This window comes from Euzebyella marina, assembly GCF_014855515.1.
Taxonomy (GTDB): Bacteria; Bacteroidota; Bacteroidia; order Flavobacteriales; family Flavobacteriaceae; genus Euzebyella; species Euzebyella marina.
The window spans coordinates 55,313-71,065 of sequence record NZ_JACYFK010000006.1 but is presented as its reverse complement, the minus strand read 5'-3'; the positions used below and the strand labels follow the sequence as shown (position 1 = coordinate 71,065).

General features: G+C 41.7%; 13 protein-coding genes and 1 tRNA gene. 10 read left to right on the top strand and 4 right to left on the bottom strand.

Features of this window, described 5'->3' with window-relative positions; genetic code table 11:
• The 9 genes from murD (at position 1) to IL356_RS18715 (ending at position 9,675) form a co-directional block, all read left to right on the top strand.
• Positions 1 to 1,344: a UDP-N-acetylmuramoyl-L-alanine--D-glutamate ligase gene (gene murD / locus IL356_RS18755; protein ID WP_121847963.1), complete on the top strand. Its 1,344-nt coding sequence runs from the start codon at positions 1 to 3 to the stop codon at positions 1,342 to 1,344.
• 24 nt (positions 1,345 to 1,368) lie between these two features.
• Positions 1,369 to 2,565, top strand: a complete 1,197-nt coding sequence (locus IL356_RS18750; protein WP_121847964.1) for an FtsW/RodA/SpoVE family cell cycle protein — start codon at positions 1,369 to 1,371, stop codon at positions 2,563 to 2,565.
• The gene (murG, locus tag IL356_RS18745; protein ID WP_121847965.1) at positions 2,552 to 3,640 is read left to right on the top strand and encodes an undecaprenyldiphospho-muramoylpentapeptide beta-N-acetylglucosaminyltransferase; all 1,089 of its coding nucleotides are present in this window, start codon (positions 2,552 to 2,554) and stop codon (positions 3,638 to 3,640) included. The genes IL356_RS18750 and murG overlap by 14 nt, the downstream gene beginning before the upstream one ends.
• 3 nt (positions 3,641 to 3,643) lie before the next feature.
• On the top strand, positions 3,644 to 4,996 hold the full coding sequence (gene murC, locus IL356_RS18740) for a UDP-N-acetylmuramate--L-alanine ligase (RefSeq protein ID WP_121847966.1): 1,353 nt from the start codon (positions 3,644 to 3,646) through the stop codon (positions 4,994 to 4,996).
• A complete protein-coding gene (locus tag IL356_RS18735; RefSeq protein ID WP_121850623.1) occupies positions 4,986 to 5,705 on the top strand; it encodes a cell division protein FtsQ/DivIB in 720 nt (239 codons plus the stop codon). The genes murC and IL356_RS18735 overlap by 11 nt, the downstream gene beginning before the upstream one ends.
• 3 nt (positions 5,706 to 5,708) lie before the next feature.
• Positions 5,709 to 7,043, top strand: coding sequence for a cell division protein FtsA (ftsA, locus tag IL356_RS18730; RefSeq protein ID WP_121847967.1), 1,335 nt, complete (start codon positions 5,709 to 5,711; stop codon positions 7,041 to 7,043).
• Between the two features lie 45 nt (positions 7,044 to 7,088).
• Positions 7,089 to 9,038, top strand: a complete 1,950-nt coding sequence (gene ftsZ / locus IL356_RS18725) for a cell division protein FtsZ (protein ID WP_121847968.1) — start codon at positions 7,089 to 7,091, stop codon at positions 9,036 to 9,038.
• A 110-nt stretch (positions 9,039 to 9,148) separates the two neighbouring features.
• Positions 9,149 to 9,595 (top strand): GatB/YqeY domain-containing protein, encoded by a 447-nt coding sequence (locus tag IL356_RS18720; protein WP_121847969.1) that lies wholly within the window; start codon positions 9,149 to 9,151, stop codon positions 9,593 to 9,595.
• Positions 9,596 to 9,601: 6 nt separating this feature from the next.
• Positions 9,602 to 9,675: transfer RNA gene (locus tag IL356_RS18715), tRNA-Arg, on the top strand.
• 74 nt (positions 9,676 to 9,749) lie between these two features.
• Here the strand turns inward: IL356_RS18715 and IL356_RS18710 are convergent.
• The 3 genes from IL356_RS18710 to IL356_RS18700 are packed head-to-tail and all read right to left on the bottom strand — an operon-like array spanning position 9,750 to position 12,371.
• Positions 9,750 to 10,640, bottom strand: coding sequence for a dienelactone hydrolase family protein (locus IL356_RS18710; RefSeq protein ID WP_121847970.1), 891 nt, complete (start codon positions 10,638 to 10,640; stop codon positions 9,750 to 9,752).
• A 12-nt stretch (positions 10,641 to 10,652) separates the two neighbouring features.
• Positions 10,653 to 11,360: a LytR/AlgR family response regulator transcription factor gene (locus tag IL356_RS18705; RefSeq protein WP_121847971.1), complete on the bottom strand. Its 708-nt coding sequence runs from the start codon at positions 11,358 to 11,360 to the stop codon at positions 10,653 to 10,655.
• A 3-nt stretch (positions 11,361 to 11,363) separates the two neighbouring features.
• The gene (locus IL356_RS18700; RefSeq protein WP_121847972.1) at positions 11,364 to 12,371 is read right to left on the bottom strand and encodes a sensor histidine kinase; all 1,008 of its coding nucleotides are present in this window, start codon (positions 12,369 to 12,371) and stop codon (positions 11,364 to 11,366) included.
• 226 nt (positions 12,372 to 12,597) lie between these two features.
• Here IL356_RS18700 and IL356_RS18695 point away from each other — a divergent pair, with 226 nt between their 5' ends.
• Positions 12,598 to 14,967 (top strand): outer membrane beta-barrel family protein, encoded by a 2,370-nt coding sequence (locus IL356_RS18695; protein WP_121850624.1) that lies wholly within the window; start codon positions 12,598 to 12,600, stop codon positions 14,965 to 14,967.
• Positions 14,968 to 15,049: 82 nt separating this feature from the next.
• Here the strand turns inward: IL356_RS18695 and IL356_RS18690 are convergent, their stop codons facing one another.
• Complete coding sequence (locus tag IL356_RS18690) at positions 15,050 to 15,697, bottom strand: response regulator (RefSeq protein WP_121847973.1); 648 nt, start codon at positions 15,695 to 15,697, stop codon at positions 15,050 to 15,052.
• Positions 15,698 to 15,753: the final 56 nt, after the last annotated feature.

The window sequence follows — 15,753 nt, the reverse complement described above, 5'->3', positions numbered from 1 at the left end:
ATGAAAAGACTGGTCATCTTAGGAGGAGGAGAGAGTGGTGTAGGTACTGCCATTCTTGGGAAGCAAAAAGGGTACGATGTATTCGTTTCCGACAGCGGAAAGCTGAAAGATAAGTACCAAAAGGTTCTTGAACATTTTGACATTGATTGGGAAGGCGAGGGGCATACCGAAAGCAAGATTATGAATGCTGATTTGGTAATGAAAAGCCCAGGAATACCTGATAAGATTCCTTTAGTAAAGGCTTTGTTGGCCAAGGGTGTTCCGGTAATTTCTGAAATAGAGTTTGCGTCAAGGTATACCGATGCCAATTTAATCGGCATTACAGGAAGCAACGGTAAGACCACTACCACCATGTTGACGCATTACCTCTTAAAAGAAGGAGGTTTAAATGTAGGTATGGCAGGTAATATTGGCGATAGCTATGCCCAAATGGTGGCCGAGAACGATTTTGAGCATTATGTACTTGAAATCAGCAGTTTTCAGCTCGATGGCATTGTTGATTTTGCACCGCACATAGCCATTCTCACCAATATAACCCCAGATCACTTGGATCGCTATGAATATAAGTTTGAGAACTATATAGCCTCAAAATTTAGAATAGTTGAGAACCAGACCGAAGATGATTACTTCATCTACGATGCCGATGATCCGGTGATAGAGAAGTGGTTGGCCGACCACCCAATCAAATCAAAAAAGCTCCCTTTTTCATTGGAAAAGGAGCTGGAGACCGGAGCTTTTTTAAAAGATGGAAAAATAATATTGAAGATAAGTAACGACATAAACGACACATTGGAAATGACAACAGAAACACTAGCGCTAGAGGGCAAACACAACGTAAAGAATTCGATGGCGGCCATGACCGCCGCTAAATTGGTAAGCATCAGAAAGCAATCGATCAGAGAGAGCATTGCAAGTTTTCAGGGTGCTCCCCACCGGTTGGAGAAAGTACTGAAAATACACCACGTACAATACATTAACGATTCAAAGGCGACCAACGTCAATTCGGTTTTCTACGCCTTGGATAGTGTTAAAACCCCTGTTGTATGGATTGCAGGGGGACAAGATAAGGGGAATGACTACAAAGAATTGATGCCGCTTGTACGTGAAAAGGTAAAGGCTATTGTTTGCCTGGGCCTTGACAATGAAAAACTCAAAGATGCCTTTGGCAATGTAGTCGATTTAATGGTTGAAACATATGCTATGGATGAGGCCGTAAAAGTTGCCTATAAAATAGCAGAGCGTGGTGATACGGTCTTGTTGTCGCCTGCCTGTGCCAGTTTTGATCTTTTCAAGAATTATGAAGATCGTGGCGACCAGTTCAAGAATGCAGTAAAAAATCTATAAGGTCAACCTCGAAAAGGAAAACGAGTGAAGTCATTTTTTCAAAATATCAAGGGAGATAAGGCCATTTGGGCCGTGGTAGCCCTATTGGCATTGTTTTCTTTTTTGCCGGTCTATAGTGCCAGTAGCAACCTGGTTTATGTGGTCGGTAGCGGTACCACGTTCGGTCACTTGATGAAGCATGCCATGCTCTTAGTGTTGGGCTTCGGTATCATTTATGGGGTACATAAAATACCCACCCATTTTTTCAAGGGCCTGTCGCTTATCGCTTTGCCGATTGTGTTGGTGTTGTTGGGCTTTACATTGGCGCAAGGTATTACGATAGATGGGGCGAACGCCAGTCGTTGGATCAGTATTCCTTTTGTCGGAGGATTTCAGCCCTCAAACTTGGCGGCGGTCGTTTTGATGATTTATGTGGCCCGATACCTTTCGAAAGTCCGTGATAAAAAAGTCACCTTCAAAGAAAGCATCGTGCCTCTGTGGATGCCCGTATTCTTTGTGGTCGTGCTGATTTTGCCGGCAAACTTTTCAACGGCAGCCATTATATTTTCAATGGTGCTTTTGTTGTGTTTCTTAGGAGGATATCCTATAAAATATTTATTGGCCATTGTAGGAACAGGTGTCTTGTGTCTGACTCTTTTCGTTCTTACGGCCAAGGCAGCTCCAGGTCTTTTTCCTAACAGGGTAGATACTTGGATGAGCCGAATCGAAAGCTTTAGCAATCCGGAGGATTCAGAAGCCAATTATCAGATAGAGAAGGCTAAGATTGCCATAGCCACCGGAGGTATCGTTGGTAAGGGTGCCGGAAAGAGCATTCAAAAAAACTTTTTGCCCCAGAGTTCTTCCGACTTTATCTATGCCATTATTGTTGAAGAATACGGACTGATAGGTGGAGTGGTCTTGATGCTGTTCTATCTGTTCTTACTGTTCAGAATTACGGTAGTGGCCAATTCCAATGCCACCATTTTCGGTAAACTTTTGGTATTGGGGGTAGGCCTGCCCATTATTTTTCAGGCGCTTATTAACATGGCCGTAGCGGTCGAGTTGTTTCCGGTTACCGGTCAAAACTTGCCCTTGGTAAGCCGTGGCGGTACCAGTAGCTGGATGACCTGTTTGGCCATAGGAATTATACTGGGGGCTAGCAATAAAGAACAGGTGGCAGAGACGAGATCTGCCTCGATAGATGAAACGAACCCTTTAGAGATTTTAAGTGGGCAATTATAGATTCATACTCTCAGGAGGGGGAACAGGGGGGCACATTTACCCCGCCATAGCTATAGCAAATGAGCTGAAAAGGAGGCATCCTGATGCTGAATTTTTGTTCGTTGGGGCTGAAGGGAGAATGGAAATGGAAAAAGTGCCCCAAGCCGGTTATGAAATAGAAGGTCTTTGGATCACAGGGTTGCAACGGAAACTGACCCTTAAAAATTTAATGTTTCCTTTTAAAGTAATCAGTAGTTTGTTGAAGGCAAATAAAATAGCGAAACGTTTTAAGCCCCATGCCGTTATCGGTACGGGTGGCTTTGCCAGTGGCCCCATGCTTCGGGTCGCTTCTGGCAAGGGTATACCCTGTGTTTTGCAAGAACAGAATTCGTTTGCCGGTATTACCAACAAGCTTCTGAAAGACCGGGTCGCCAAGATTTGTGTGGCCTATGACGGAATGGAAAAATTCTTTCCTGCTGATAAAATTGTTAAGACGGGCAATCCCGTACGGGGCGATTTGGTGGTGTTAAGACAAGATAAGTCCGAGGCCCTCGAATACTTCGGGTTGGCTGGCCATAAGCCCATCCTGTTGATTTTAGGGGGCAGCCTCGGCGCAAGACGTATTAATGAACTCATTGCTACAAAGCTTGATTTCTTGTTGGCCCAAGGGGTTCAAATAGTATGGCAGTGCGGTAAGCTGTACATCGATAAGTACAAAAAATATGAGTCGGACCAAGTGAAGGTTTTTGATTTTTTAAACCGGATGGATTTGGCCTACATAGCCGCAGATATGATGATATCAAGATCGGGTGCAGGTGCGGTCTCCGAACTGTGCATCGTCGGCAAGCCAGTGGTTTTTATTCCATCACCCAATGTTGCCGAAGACCATCAGACGATGAACGCTAAGGCCTTGGTAGATGAAGAAGCCGCAATAATGCTGCGCGAATCGGAACTCGATGAAAAATTTGAAAAAACCTTTGCCGAACTATGTGCGAATAGCCAAATGCAAAAAGATTTGTCGGTCAATATTCGAAAAATGGCTCTACCCGATGCAACCAAGCATATTGTAGACGAAATAGAAAAACTTTTGAACTAGTCAATGAACTTGAAAACCATAAATAACGTCTTTTTTATCGGTATCGGAGGTATCGGTATGTCTGCACTTGCCCGTTATTTCAAGTTCATAGGTAAGCACGTGGCCGGTTACGATAAAACTGAAACGCCCCTTACCAGAGAATTGTCCGAATTGGACATTGACGTACACTATACCGATTCGGTAGAAGCAATCGAAGAGCGTTATCGCGATGCCGCAAGAACATTAGTGGTTTATACCCCGGCGGTACCAAAAGAACACTCGCAGTACCAGTATTTTTTGAATAGGGATTTTGAGGTAAAGAAAAGATCTGAGGTTTTGGGTTTGATTACCAAAGATTCTTACTGCTTTGCAGTGGCCGGTACGCATGGTAAAACTACCACGACCAGTATTCTGGCACATTTGCTAAAAGAAGTTGGAGCCCCGTTTACGGCGTTTCTAGGAGGGATTTCAGAAGATTTCAATACCAATTTTGTTTTTGAAGGCACCGAATTTTCGGTAGTAGAGGCCGATGAGTTCGATCGTTCTTTTCTTCGTCTTTTTCCCGATGTGGCTTGTGTTACTTCGATGGATGCCGATCACCTCGATATCTACGGAGATGTAAGTGAATTGAGAAAGTCCTTCGGAGAATTTGTTGGTAGGATACAACCAGAGGGCAAGCTGTTCGTTCGCAACGGGCTCCCACTTGACGGGTTGACCTATGGCATTGATGACGGTAGCGATTACTGCATAGAAAATTTAAAAGTAGAAGGTGGTGCCTACCTTTTTGATATCCGTACACCGAACGAAATTATTGCAGGAGTTAAGTTCAATAAACCTGGCAGGCACAACCTGTTAAATGCCTTGGTGGCGTTTGGTATGGCAACCTATTCCGGTTACCCGACGCGATTGTTGGCAGATGCGTTGGCAACTTTCAAAGGAGTTCAAAGACGCTTTTCTTATCAAGTGAAAAGAGATGGGTTTGTGTTTATCGATGATTATGCCCATCACCCAACAGAAATTGATGCAGTGTATAGTGCCGTCTCAGAAATGCATCCCAATAAAAAAGCATTAGTGGTATTTCAACCACATCTTTTTTCCAGAACAAGGGATTTTGTAGATGATTTCGCCAAGAGTTTGGCGCAATTTGATAGTGTAGTTCTGTTGGATATCTATCCTGCGAGAGAAATGCCGATTGAAGGAGTGACTTCTGATTGGTTGATGGAAAAAATTGACAATCCGAATAAGAAAAAAGTAGAAAAAAACAAACTGATACAAGAAATAAAAGAACAAAATCCTGATGTACTTATCACGATGGGTGCGGGAGATATTGGCCTGTTGGTCGGTCAGCTAAAAAATGAGTTTGAATATGCGAATTAACTATAACTACATAAAGTTGTTGGGTTTGGTACTCGTAATTACGGGGCTTTACGCATTTTCGAACCATAGAAGCCAGCAGAAAAAAGTGTCTGGAATGAAGGTGGAATTCGTCGGAGACCAGAACTTGTACATTACTCAAGGCGCGGTTAATAAATTGTTAATACAAAAATTTGGGAGCCTTGAAAACGTGCCCAAAGAAAAATTAGTTTTGAATACTATGGAGAAGGCCATCGAGGCCAACGAAATGGTGAAAAGTGCACAAGTTTATCTCACCGTTAATGGGGATTTGGCGTCGAAAATCATTCAACGCACACCAATCGGACGTATAGAGGGGAATTCTCAGTTTTATCTAGATGATCAAGGACAACGCATGCCTTTGTCTATGAGCCATTCTGCACGTGTACCCATTATTACCGGAAAGGTAAGTGGTGAGACCTTGGCAGATGTATATGAAATTTTGAACTATGTAAACAAAGATGAGTTCTTGAGAAAGAACATCATCGGTATACATATCGAGTCGCAAACCAAGTACCAACTCAAATTTCGAACGGAACAGTTCCTAGTAGAATTGGGCGATGTGAACGACCTGCATAAAAAGTTTACCAATTTCAAGGCCTTTTATGTCAAGGCTAAAAGAGATAAGGCTTTGGAAGATTATGGTATGGTGAGTTTAGAGTTTAATAATCAAGTAGTGTGCACTAAAATATAAGTTATGGAAGTAGGTAATTATTCGGTAGGACTGGACATTGGAACCACCAAGATTGTGGCCATCATTGGCCGTGAAAACGAATACGGTAAAATTGAGGTATTGGGTATCGGAAAATCCAAAAGCCTTGGTGTACACCGTGGGGTGGTCAACAATATTACCCAAACCATACAATCGATACAGCAAGCTGTAGAAGGTGCAGAGGCAAGTTCGGGTCTAAAAATAGGTTCGGTAGTGGTTGGTATCGCAGGGCAGCATATCAGAAGTCTTCATCATAGCGATTACATTACTCGACCTGATTCGGAAGAAGTTATCAACGAAGAGGATCTTGACAAGCTTTGTAACCAGGTTTACAAATTGGTGATGCTACCGGGAGAAGAGATCATTCATGTACTTCCACAAGAATATAAAGTCGATGGCCAAGCTGAAATCAAAGAGCCTATCGGTATGTACGGTGGGCGTCTTGAAGCCAACTTTCATGTGGTGGTCGGTCAAGTATCGTCCATAAAAAATGTAGGCCGATGTATAAAAAGTGCAGGCCTTGATTTGGGCAATATTACATTGGAGCCTTTGGCTTCATCAGATGCGGTATTGAGCAAAGAAGAAAAAGAAGCAGGGGTGGCCCTTATTGACATAGGTGGTGGCACCACTGATCTGGCCATTTTTAAAGATGGAATCATCCGTCATACGGCTGTTATACCTTTTGGTGGTGGAGTTATTACGGAAGACATCAAAGAAGGATGCTCCATTATCGAAAAGCAGGCCGAGCTTTTAAAAATAAAATTCGGTTCCGCCTGGCCGGGAGAAAACAAAGACAATGAGATTGTTTCCATTCCTGGTTTAAGAGGTCGAGAACCAAAAGAGATTACTCTAAAAAACCTTTCGAAAATCATTCACGCGCGTGTGGTAGAGATTATCGAACAGGTGTATACAGAAATAAAGAACTACGGGCATGATGAGCAAAAGAAGAAGCTGATTGCAGGTATTGTTCTTACCGGTGGTGGAAGCCAATTAAAGCATTTGAAGCAGTTGGTCGAGTACATCACAGGAATGGATACCCGTATCGGATATCCTAATGAGCATTTGGCAGGCGATTCAGACGAAGAGATTGCAAGCCCCATGTATGCTACTGCGGTAGGTTTGTTGATGAACGCGGTAAACAATGAGAACAAGAAGAAACCTGCGGCCAAAAAGGAAACTAAAAAAGAGGAGCCGGAATTGGTGATGGCAGGTCATGAAGAAGAACAAATCCCCCAACAGGCCAAAGTTAAGAAAGAGAGAAAGTCGGTGTTCGATGTATGGTCGGAGAAATTGAAAGACTTTTTAGATAACGCCGAATAAAAAAACTATAAGAAAAAGAACATTAACCAGTAATAAAAAAGAACTATGAGCAACAACACGGAATTTGATGGGATATCCTTTGACCTCCCCAAAAATCAAAGCAACGTAATAAAGGTGATCGGCGTTGGCGGTGGCGGTAGCAACGCTATCAACCACATGTTTCAATCAGGTATCAATGGCGTTGATTTTGTTATTTGTAACACCGATTCACAGGCGCTGAACAACAGTGCCGTACCAACGAAAATTCAGTTGGGTGTATCTTTGACCGAAGGGTTAGGGGCAGGTGCGAACCCAGAAGTAGGTGAGCAGGCCGCATTGGAAAGTATGGAAGAAATCAAGCAAATGTTGGCTTCCACTACAAAAATGATCTTCATTACTGCCGGTATGGGTGGAGGAACGGGTACTGGTGCCGCTCCTGTCATCGCCAAGCAGGCAAAAGAATTGGACGTGCTGACCGTGGGCATCGTAACCATGCCTTTTGAGTTCGAAGGAAAAATGCGTTGCGAGCAGGCACGTATCGGAATCGAAAAATTGCGTTCAAATGTTGACTCATTAATAGTTATCAATAACAACAAGCTGCGTGAGGTTTATGGTAATCTTGGCTTTAAGGCCGGTTTCTCAAAGGCCGACGAAGTACTTTCTACCGCCGCAAGGGGTATTGCCGAAGTAATAACACATCACTACACGCAGAATATTGACCTTCGTGACGCCAAAACGGTATTGAGCAATAGCGGTACAGCGATTATGGGGTCTGCCATGGCAAGTGGTTCTGCCCGGGCCAATGAGGCAATTATGAAGGCGTTGGACTCTCCGCTGCTGAACGATAATAAGATTACAGGTGCCAAGAATGTATTGTTATTAATCGTTTCCGGTTCTCAAGAGATTACTATTGATGAAATCGGTGAAATCAACGATCATATACAAACAGAGGCAGGTCATGGTGCGAACATTATCATGGGTGTAGGTGAAGATGAAGATCTAGGTGAGGCTATCGCTGTTACGGTTATCGCTACGGGATTTAACGTCGATCAACAAGACGATATCGTTAATACCGAAAGCAAGAAAATCATCCATACATTGGAAGATGAGCAGAAGGCCCAACAAGACCTTACAAGCAATAGAAATATTGTGCATCAGTTGGTAGAGGAAGAAGAGGTTCGTGAACCTATTATCAAGCATACCTTGATCGAAGAGGAAGAAGAGGAATTGGGAATGGATTTGGTAAAGACAACCAACTATATTAAAAACTTCAATGTGTTTTATGAAGAGGTAGTCGAAAAAGTAGATAAGAAGCCTCAAAGAGATGATGATTTCGTGATTATCGAGTCGAAGACCTCTTTGCATGATATTGAAGTGGTCGATCCGATTACCGTTGAGTTTGACAGGTTGAAAGAAGAGCAAATGTCAATGAGCTTTGATATGCCTTTGAGCATGCCTAAAAAGGTAGAGGAAGAAGAAAGTAACGACAATGTGATTACTTTCAATTTAGACGACGATATTAAGGATATAAAGGTGAATAACCCCGTGGAAGTAATTCCTGTATTGGAATACAACAAGAAGGGAGAAACCCGCTATAGCCTTGATGATTATATGGAGCTTGAGGATAAGTTGAACAACGCCAAGCCTCAACAGCAGCAACCTAAGCCTGTTGAGAAAGAATTGCTTATCGAAAAGAAATCGGTCGAGGCCATCGAGAATACACAAAGACCTCAAGAGGCCGATATAGATCCTATGAACAGCCCTATTGAAGAGCTTTTGCGCGAAAGGGCCGATGAGCGAAGAAGAAAACTTAAAGACTTTAATTATAAATTTCAGAATAGCGTTAATAGCATTGATGAAATCGAACGTCAGCCAGCTTATAAAAGACAAGGTATCGATTTGAGCGATAGCCGCGGTCAAGAAGGTAGGGTTTCGAGAACTACCTTAGGTTCAGATAGTAATGACGACATTCAATTACGATCAAACAACTCGTTTTTGCACGACAATGTTGATTAACGATTTGGTTTTGTAAAGCATACTGTGCCAACTCGACTGTAAACCCGAAAAAAGAGAACATTTTTTCGGGTTTATTTTTTATCTTCGCAGTCCTTAAAAAGATAGCTAAAATGAGCTTACAGCAAAAAGTAATGGAACAGATGAAAGCAGCTATGAAATCGAAAGATTCAGTTGCTTTAGAATCGTTGCGGGCTATAAAATCAGCTTTACTTTTAGAGCAGACCAGTGGCACGGGTAAGGAGTTGACCGAGGAGGATGAGATCAAACTCGTTCAAAAATTGGTGAAGCAGAGAAAAGACAGTGCCGCTATTTTTAAGGAGCAAGGTAGAGATGATTTGGCCGAACCCGAATTGGCCCAAGTTGCCGTTATAGAACAATTTTTACCTGAACAATTGACAGAGGAGGAAATTGAAAAAGTGGTGGTTCAGACCATAGATTCAATCGGAGCCGAAGGAATGAAGGATATGGGTAAGGTAATGGGTATCGTATCGAAGGAATTGGCAGGTCAGGCCGATGGAAAGACGATATCTATGATCGTAAAGAAAAAATTAGCATAGAACAATGGCCCCGTGGCGCAACTGAATAGCGCATCAGATTTCGGCTCTGAGGGTTGGGGGTTTGAATCCCTCCGGGGTCACAAATATGCAAAAAGCCACACCGGTAAGGTGTGGCTCTTTTTTTGGATAGCTTGATATTTAATCGTCTATCATTCTAAGAAGCGTTCAAATGCTTCTTAAAAAAGTCAATGGTTCGCCCCCAGGCCAATTCTGCTGCTTCCTTATCGTATCTTGGGGTAGAAGTATTATGAAAGCCGTGGTTCACATCAGGATAGGTGTAGGCCACATATTCTTTGTCGTTTTCTTTTAAAGCTTCCTCATAGGCTGGCCAACCGGCATTCACGCGTTCATCTAAACCTGCGAACTGTAACATGAGTGGAGCATTTATTTGGTCGATATCCTCCGTGGGTTGTCCCCCATAAAAAGGTACAGCGGCAGCCAAGTCAGGTACTTTTACGGCCATCATGTTAGAGATCCATCCACCGAAACAAAAACCAACAACACCAATTTTACCTGAACAATTCTCATGGTTCTTTAGATAATCGAAAGCGGCAATAAAATCCTCGAGCATTTCATCACGGTCACGTTTACGCTGCATTTCTCTCCCTTCATCATCATTGCCGGGGTAACCCCCCAACGGGCTCAAAGCGTCGGGTGCCAAGGTGATAAAGCCTGCAAGGGCAGCTCTTCTAGCGGTATCTTCGACATAGGGGTTCAACCCTCGGTTTTCGTGTACCACAACAATACCCCCCAACCTATCTTTCGTGTCTTTGGGTTTGGAAAGAAGACCTTTGATAGTGCCGCCACCATTTGGTGAATCATAATTGATAAAACCACTGTCTAATTTCGGATCATTGGGTTGCACTAGCAAGGTGTCTCTATAATTGGGCATAAGAAAGCTCATTAATGATGCAACCGTGATACCGCCCACGGCATAGAGAGAAAGCTTCTCAATGAATTCCCGTCTTTGCAGTTTGTTATGGGCATAGGCATCATAAAGGTCAAAAACTTCTTGTTTGATCTGTTCTTTTTTTAAGGGTTTCATAGTTGTACGTTTTTAGTTGAGTATCTGCTTTACGAAATCTTCTTTATATGCGCGGCCAATGGGGAGAATTATAGAGTTTGATAAGTAGATCTGGTTGCCTACCAGCTTTTCTATTTTAGAAGTGTTTACAATATGGGACCGGTGAATGCGGAAGAACTGTGGGGCCGGCAAGGTATCTTCCCAAAACTTAAGAGGTTCACTTGAAAGATGCTTTTTATCAACGGTAACTATTTCGGTGTAGTCGGCATCTGATTCTATGTGAAATATTTCGTCGATTACTACTTTAATATGTTCGTAACCGGATTTGATATAAATTTCTTTGACAATCTTCGCCGGAAACAAATTTTCAGGTACTGGTTCTGTGGTGACCGAGCTTCTTGAAGAAACTTTTGAAACGGCTTTTACAAAACGTTGAAAAGAAAAAGGTTTTAACAAATAATCGACCACATTGAATTCATAACTTTCCAAGGCATACTCCGAAAAGGCAGTCGTTAATATCACCTGCGGCGGATTTTGCATCGACTTGAGAAAATCGATACCAGAAATCTTGGGTAGGTGTATATCAAGAAACATCAGGTCGACCGAATCATTTTTAATGAATTCCATTGCCTGAATGGCATCCGAAAAGACACCTTTTAATTCCAAAGAACCAATATCGTCAATGTATTTTTTTAAAATACGTTGCGCAGGGGGTTGATCTTCAATAATGATGCAATACATCTTTTAAAACTTTTCTAGCTGCATTGATAATGATACTGAGAAGTTTTTCTCGGTCTCATCAATATGCAATTCGTGTTTGTTGGGGTAGAGTAGCTCTAACCTTTTTTTGACATTCTTCAGGCCAATACCCTTGGCAACAGTATCTAGGCCTATGACCTGTTCAAAATTGTTCTTACAGATAAAAGTCAAGCAATTGTCTTTCATATTGACCTCAATCTCTATTTCAATGTCTTTAGATTGCCCCGATTGGCTATGCTTAAAGGCATTTTCAATGAAAACTACCAAAATTAAAGGCGCGATCTTATAACCAGGTTCAATTCTGCCCTCTATAAAATTTACCTTTCCCCTTTCTTCAATCTGCAGTTTATAGAGTTTAATAAAGTTACTAAGTTGTTCTAACTCTTTCTGTAGGGGAACAAATTTTTCTTTGCATTCATAGAGCATATACCTAAGAACACCGCTCATTTCTAAAATGATTTCAGGGGTCTTCGCAGAGCCTTCCAAAGCATACGAATAAAGATTGTTAAGGTTGTTGAACAGAAAGTGCGGATTGATTTGAGACTTTAAGAACTGAAGTTCGCTTTCTTGAACGTAGCTTCTAAGTTTTTGTACCTCCTGCTGGCTGCCTATGGCATCCCAAGCAAATTTAAAGCCGGATAGAATCGCCAGCACGGGTAGAATATCAAAAAAAGCATAATAAATACCAGGAACAATACTAGCCCTAACCGTACCTGGGTAGATAACAGTTTCCAATAGCTCTTCAATCATGATAACCAAGAAAAAGACGAGAGAGGCATAACCGAAGAAGGTCCAATACTTCTTTTTATAAAGATAATGGGGCATTAGGTAGTAAGTAATCACTCCTGACGCCACGGTATATATTAAGAAAAATAGAATCTGGTCAAGACTGATGCCAGGGTTATTTCTATCGAAAGAATAAAAGAGCAATACTAGAATGTGAAGGATAACCTGAAAGAGTAGCTCTCCTCTTGAAATAAAAGTTTTTTGCATCCTATAAAACTAAAATAATACCCTTTCACAGAAAAATTAAGTGTTGCTAACAACATGAATAACACTCTGAACGACAGATTTTTCACTCTAAGTATTAGAGTTGTCGTTTACTGCCTTAGTTCGGTCGTTCAAGGGTTTGAATTTTTGTTTTTGGTATTAGTATGCATCTTTGGGCAAATCCAAATTTCAATTCAACATGTTACCAAAAATTAAAAATTTCTCCTTCATGCTTTTATTAGGCTTTTTGCTACTGGGCCTGCAAAAGGGGAAGGCACAGGACAATTCGGCCATTACTATTTCGGGTACGGTAGTCGAAGAGGCCACAGGGCAGCCGATTGCATTTGCAACGGTGATGGTTGCCGACAATGAAACCAAAAAACCTTTGACGGGTGCCACAACCGGAGACGACGGTAGTTTTACTCTTGAGACCAGTGCCGATAATTTCTACGTAGAGGTCGGTTTTCTAGGTTTTCAATCTAAAACTTTCGGTCAACCTACGACCCGAACCCCAAAAATGGATTTAGGAACGATTTCACTGACTGAAGATGCGCAGCAATTGCAAGAGGTGGTAGTGGCCGGAGAGATATCTAGAACCGAATTCAAGCTCGATAAAAGAGTTTTTAACGTAGGTAAGGATTTGAGCAGCACTGGAGCCAGCGCCCTAGAGGTTTTGAACAATGTGCCATCGGTGAATGTAAATATCGAAGGTAAAGTGAGTTTAAGGGGTAGCCAAGGGGTGCAAATGCTTATTAATGGAAAGCCCTCGATTATAGCAAGTGAAGAAGGCAATGCTTTGGGTACGATTACCGCTGATATGATTGAAAGGGTGGAGGTAATTACAAACCCTTCGGCTAAATACGATGCGGAGGGAACTTCTGGAATTATCAATATTGTACTTAAAAAAGAGGAAAGAAAAGGCCTTAACGGTTCTATTTCGGTAAATACAGGTACCCCAGCAGGTCATAGTGTTGGAGTAAGCCTTAATAGAAGAACAGAGAAGTTCAATCTATTTAGCCAAATCGGAGTAGGGGTACGAGATTTACCTACCGATGTTGAGAATAGAAACGTAAACCTGGTCAACAATACCGCTGTGGTAAGCACTGGTGAAGAGTACAGAAATGAAAACTATTATAATTTGGTTTTAGGTACCGATTACCATATCAATGATATGAACGTTCTTACCTTATCGGGAAATTTTGCGCTAGAAATCGAAGACCAGCCATCTACCACCGATTTTGCCGAGTATGATGCTGCAAACGCCATTGTTTCTCAATGGCAGCGAACCGAGGTTACAGAGGCAAGAAACCCAAAATTTCAATATGAATTACAGTACAAGAAAAATTTTGATGAAGATGACGATGAACATACCTTACTTTTCAGTGGTTTAGGAAACTTTTTCGGTAAGGATCAGTCCTCAGAATTTATCAATAGTACCGTATCGGGAGAGTTGAATGATGCCAACCAACAGACACGTACCGATTTTAAAGAGGCCGTCTTTACCTTTAAATTGGACTACACCAATCCGCTAACCGATGAAATAACTTTGGAAACTGGGGCGCAATATGTCTTGAACGATGTTAGCAACGATTACGAAGTAAACAACCTTATTGATGGAAACTATGTGAACGACCCAGGTCTTACCAATATATTTGAGTATGATCAAAAGGTGTTAGGCCTTTATGGTACTGGCTCTTATGAGGGTAAAAAATGGGGGGTAAAAGGTGGACTGCGTTTAGAGCAGACCGATTTGAATACTTTTTTGGCCACGACTGATGAATCAAATGATCAGAGTTATGTAAACTTTTTTCCAAGTGCTCATACATCGTACAAGTTCACCGATAAAGTTTCACTTCAGGCCGGTTACTCAAAACGTATCTACAGACCTCGCATGTGGGATTTGAACCCGTTCTTCAACATTCGAAACAATTTTAGCATCCGACAAGGTAATCCTGAATTAGAACCTGAGTTTACAGATTCTTATGAGTTAACCAGTATTTATATTTTAGGGAAAGCCTCTTTAAACTTTGGCGTTTACCATCGATATACTACCGACGTAATCGAAAGGGTATCGACTTTTGAAGATAATGTGAGCACCTTTAAGCCTGAGAATATAGGTACCAATAAGTCTACTGGTATCGAGTTTAACGCCAAGTATAGCCCGGCCAATTGGTTGACATTGAACGGAGACTTTAACTATAGCTCTTTTAAGAGAGATGGTGTTTTCAACACCCAGATATTTGACTTTACCGGAGATCAATGGTCTTCAAAATTAATGACCAAAATAAAGTTGCCAGCCGATTTTGATTTAGAAATGACCGGTAATTACCAATCGAGCTATAGAACGGTTCAGAGCAGAATGGAGGATATTCTCTTTATGGATATGGGTCTTCGCAAAAACCTTTTTAAGGGTAAAGCGGTAATCAACTTAAGCATACGTGATTTGTTTGCCTCTCGAGTCAATGAAAGTCAAATTGCACAAGCCGATTTTGAGGTTTATAATCGGGCACAAAGAGGACGTTTTGTAGCCTTAGGTTTTAGTTATGGTTTCGGTAAGGGGGAAGCCATGCAATATTCAGGTCAACGAAGAAGATTTTAAGTCAAGCTAAGCGAATAGGTTGATAGCCAAATGTAGTGTGGATTTGACTTGAGGCACTGCATTTGGCATTTTATTGCCACCATCAATCATTTGTTAAAAGCCCCAATTTTAGGGCCTGCTTAGTTAGGCCGGCCAAATTTTTTACCTGAAGTTTGGCTATCAAGTTTTTGCGATAACTCTCAATGGTGTGTTTACTTAAAAAGAGTTGGTCGGCAATCTCTTGGGTGGTATATTCTTCGGCAATAAGTTTCAAGACTTCTTTTTCTCTTTCCGTTAAATGAATTTCTTCTTGGCGGCGGTTTTCGAACATGGCATCGGTATACGCCTTTTTTATTTCCGATGAAAAGTATTTTTCACCTTTAACAATAGTCTCTATGGCCAAAAGCAGTTCATCCTTTTCGGCATTTTTGGGCACATAACCATCGACATTGCCTTTAATCAGTTTCTCGATTTTTGTTCCATCGATATGCATGCTTACCACCAACGTTTTTAAAGTTGGGTAATTCTCTTTCACCTGTTGGTTTAATTCAATACCATCTATTTCTGGCATGGTTAGATCGGTAATCAATAGATGTAGGTCTTGAGCACCATTAATATCTAAGTACTTCAGCACTTGGGCGCCGTTTTTAAAAGTAGCGGAGATTTCAAAACGAGAATCTTCCTTTAGAATGCTCAAGAGCCCATCAATGAACATTTGGTGATCGTCGGCAATTAGTATTCGATGCTTCATTTTACTTAGGCTTTTTGTTAATTCTTCTTTTATATGCGAAATCTGTGAGTATAGTT

Excerpts from the sequence above, each read along its gene's own strand:
- IL356_RS18690 (WP_121847973.1), bottom strand. The coding sequence starts at position 15,697 with ATGAAGCATCGAATACTAATTGCCGACGATCACCAAATGTTCATTGAT.
- IL356_RS18705 (WP_121847971.1), bottom strand. The coding sequence starts at position 11,360 with ATGTATTGCATCATTATTGAAGATCAACCCCCTGCGCAACGTATTTTA.
- IL356_RS18710 (WP_121847970.1), bottom strand. The coding sequence starts at position 10,640 with ATGAAACCCTTAAAAAAAGAACAGATCAAACAAGAAGTTTTTGACCTT.
- IL356_RS18700 (WP_121847972.1), bottom strand. The coding sequence starts at position 12,371 with ATGCAAAAAACTTTTATTTCAAGAGGAGAGCTACTCTTTCAGGTTATC.
- ftsA (WP_121847967.1), top strand. The coding sequence starts at position 5,709 with ATGGAAGTAGGTAATTATTCGGTAGGACTGGACATTGGAACCACCAAG.
- IL356_RS18735 (WP_121850623.1), top strand. The coding sequence starts at position 4,986 with ATGCGAATTAACTATAACTACATAAAGTTGTTGGGTTTGGTACTCGTA.
- IL356_RS18720 (WP_121847969.1), top strand. The coding sequence starts at position 9,149 with ATGAGCTTACAGCAAAAAGTAATGGAACAGATGAAAGCAGCTATGAAA.
- murD (WP_121847963.1), top strand. The coding sequence starts at position 1 with ATGAAAAGACTGGTCATCTTAGGAGGAGGAGAGAGTGGTGTAGGTACT.
- murC (WP_121847966.1), top strand. The coding sequence starts at position 3,644 with ATGAACTTGAAAACCATAAATAACGTCTTTTTTATCGGTATCGGAGGT.
- ftsZ (WP_121847968.1), top strand. The coding sequence starts at position 7,089 with ATGAGCAACAACACGGAATTTGATGGGATATCCTTTGACCTCCCCAAA.
- IL356_RS18695 (WP_121850624.1), top strand. The coding sequence starts at position 12,598 with ATGCTTTTATTAGGCTTTTTGCTACTGGGCCTGCAAAAGGGGAAGGCA.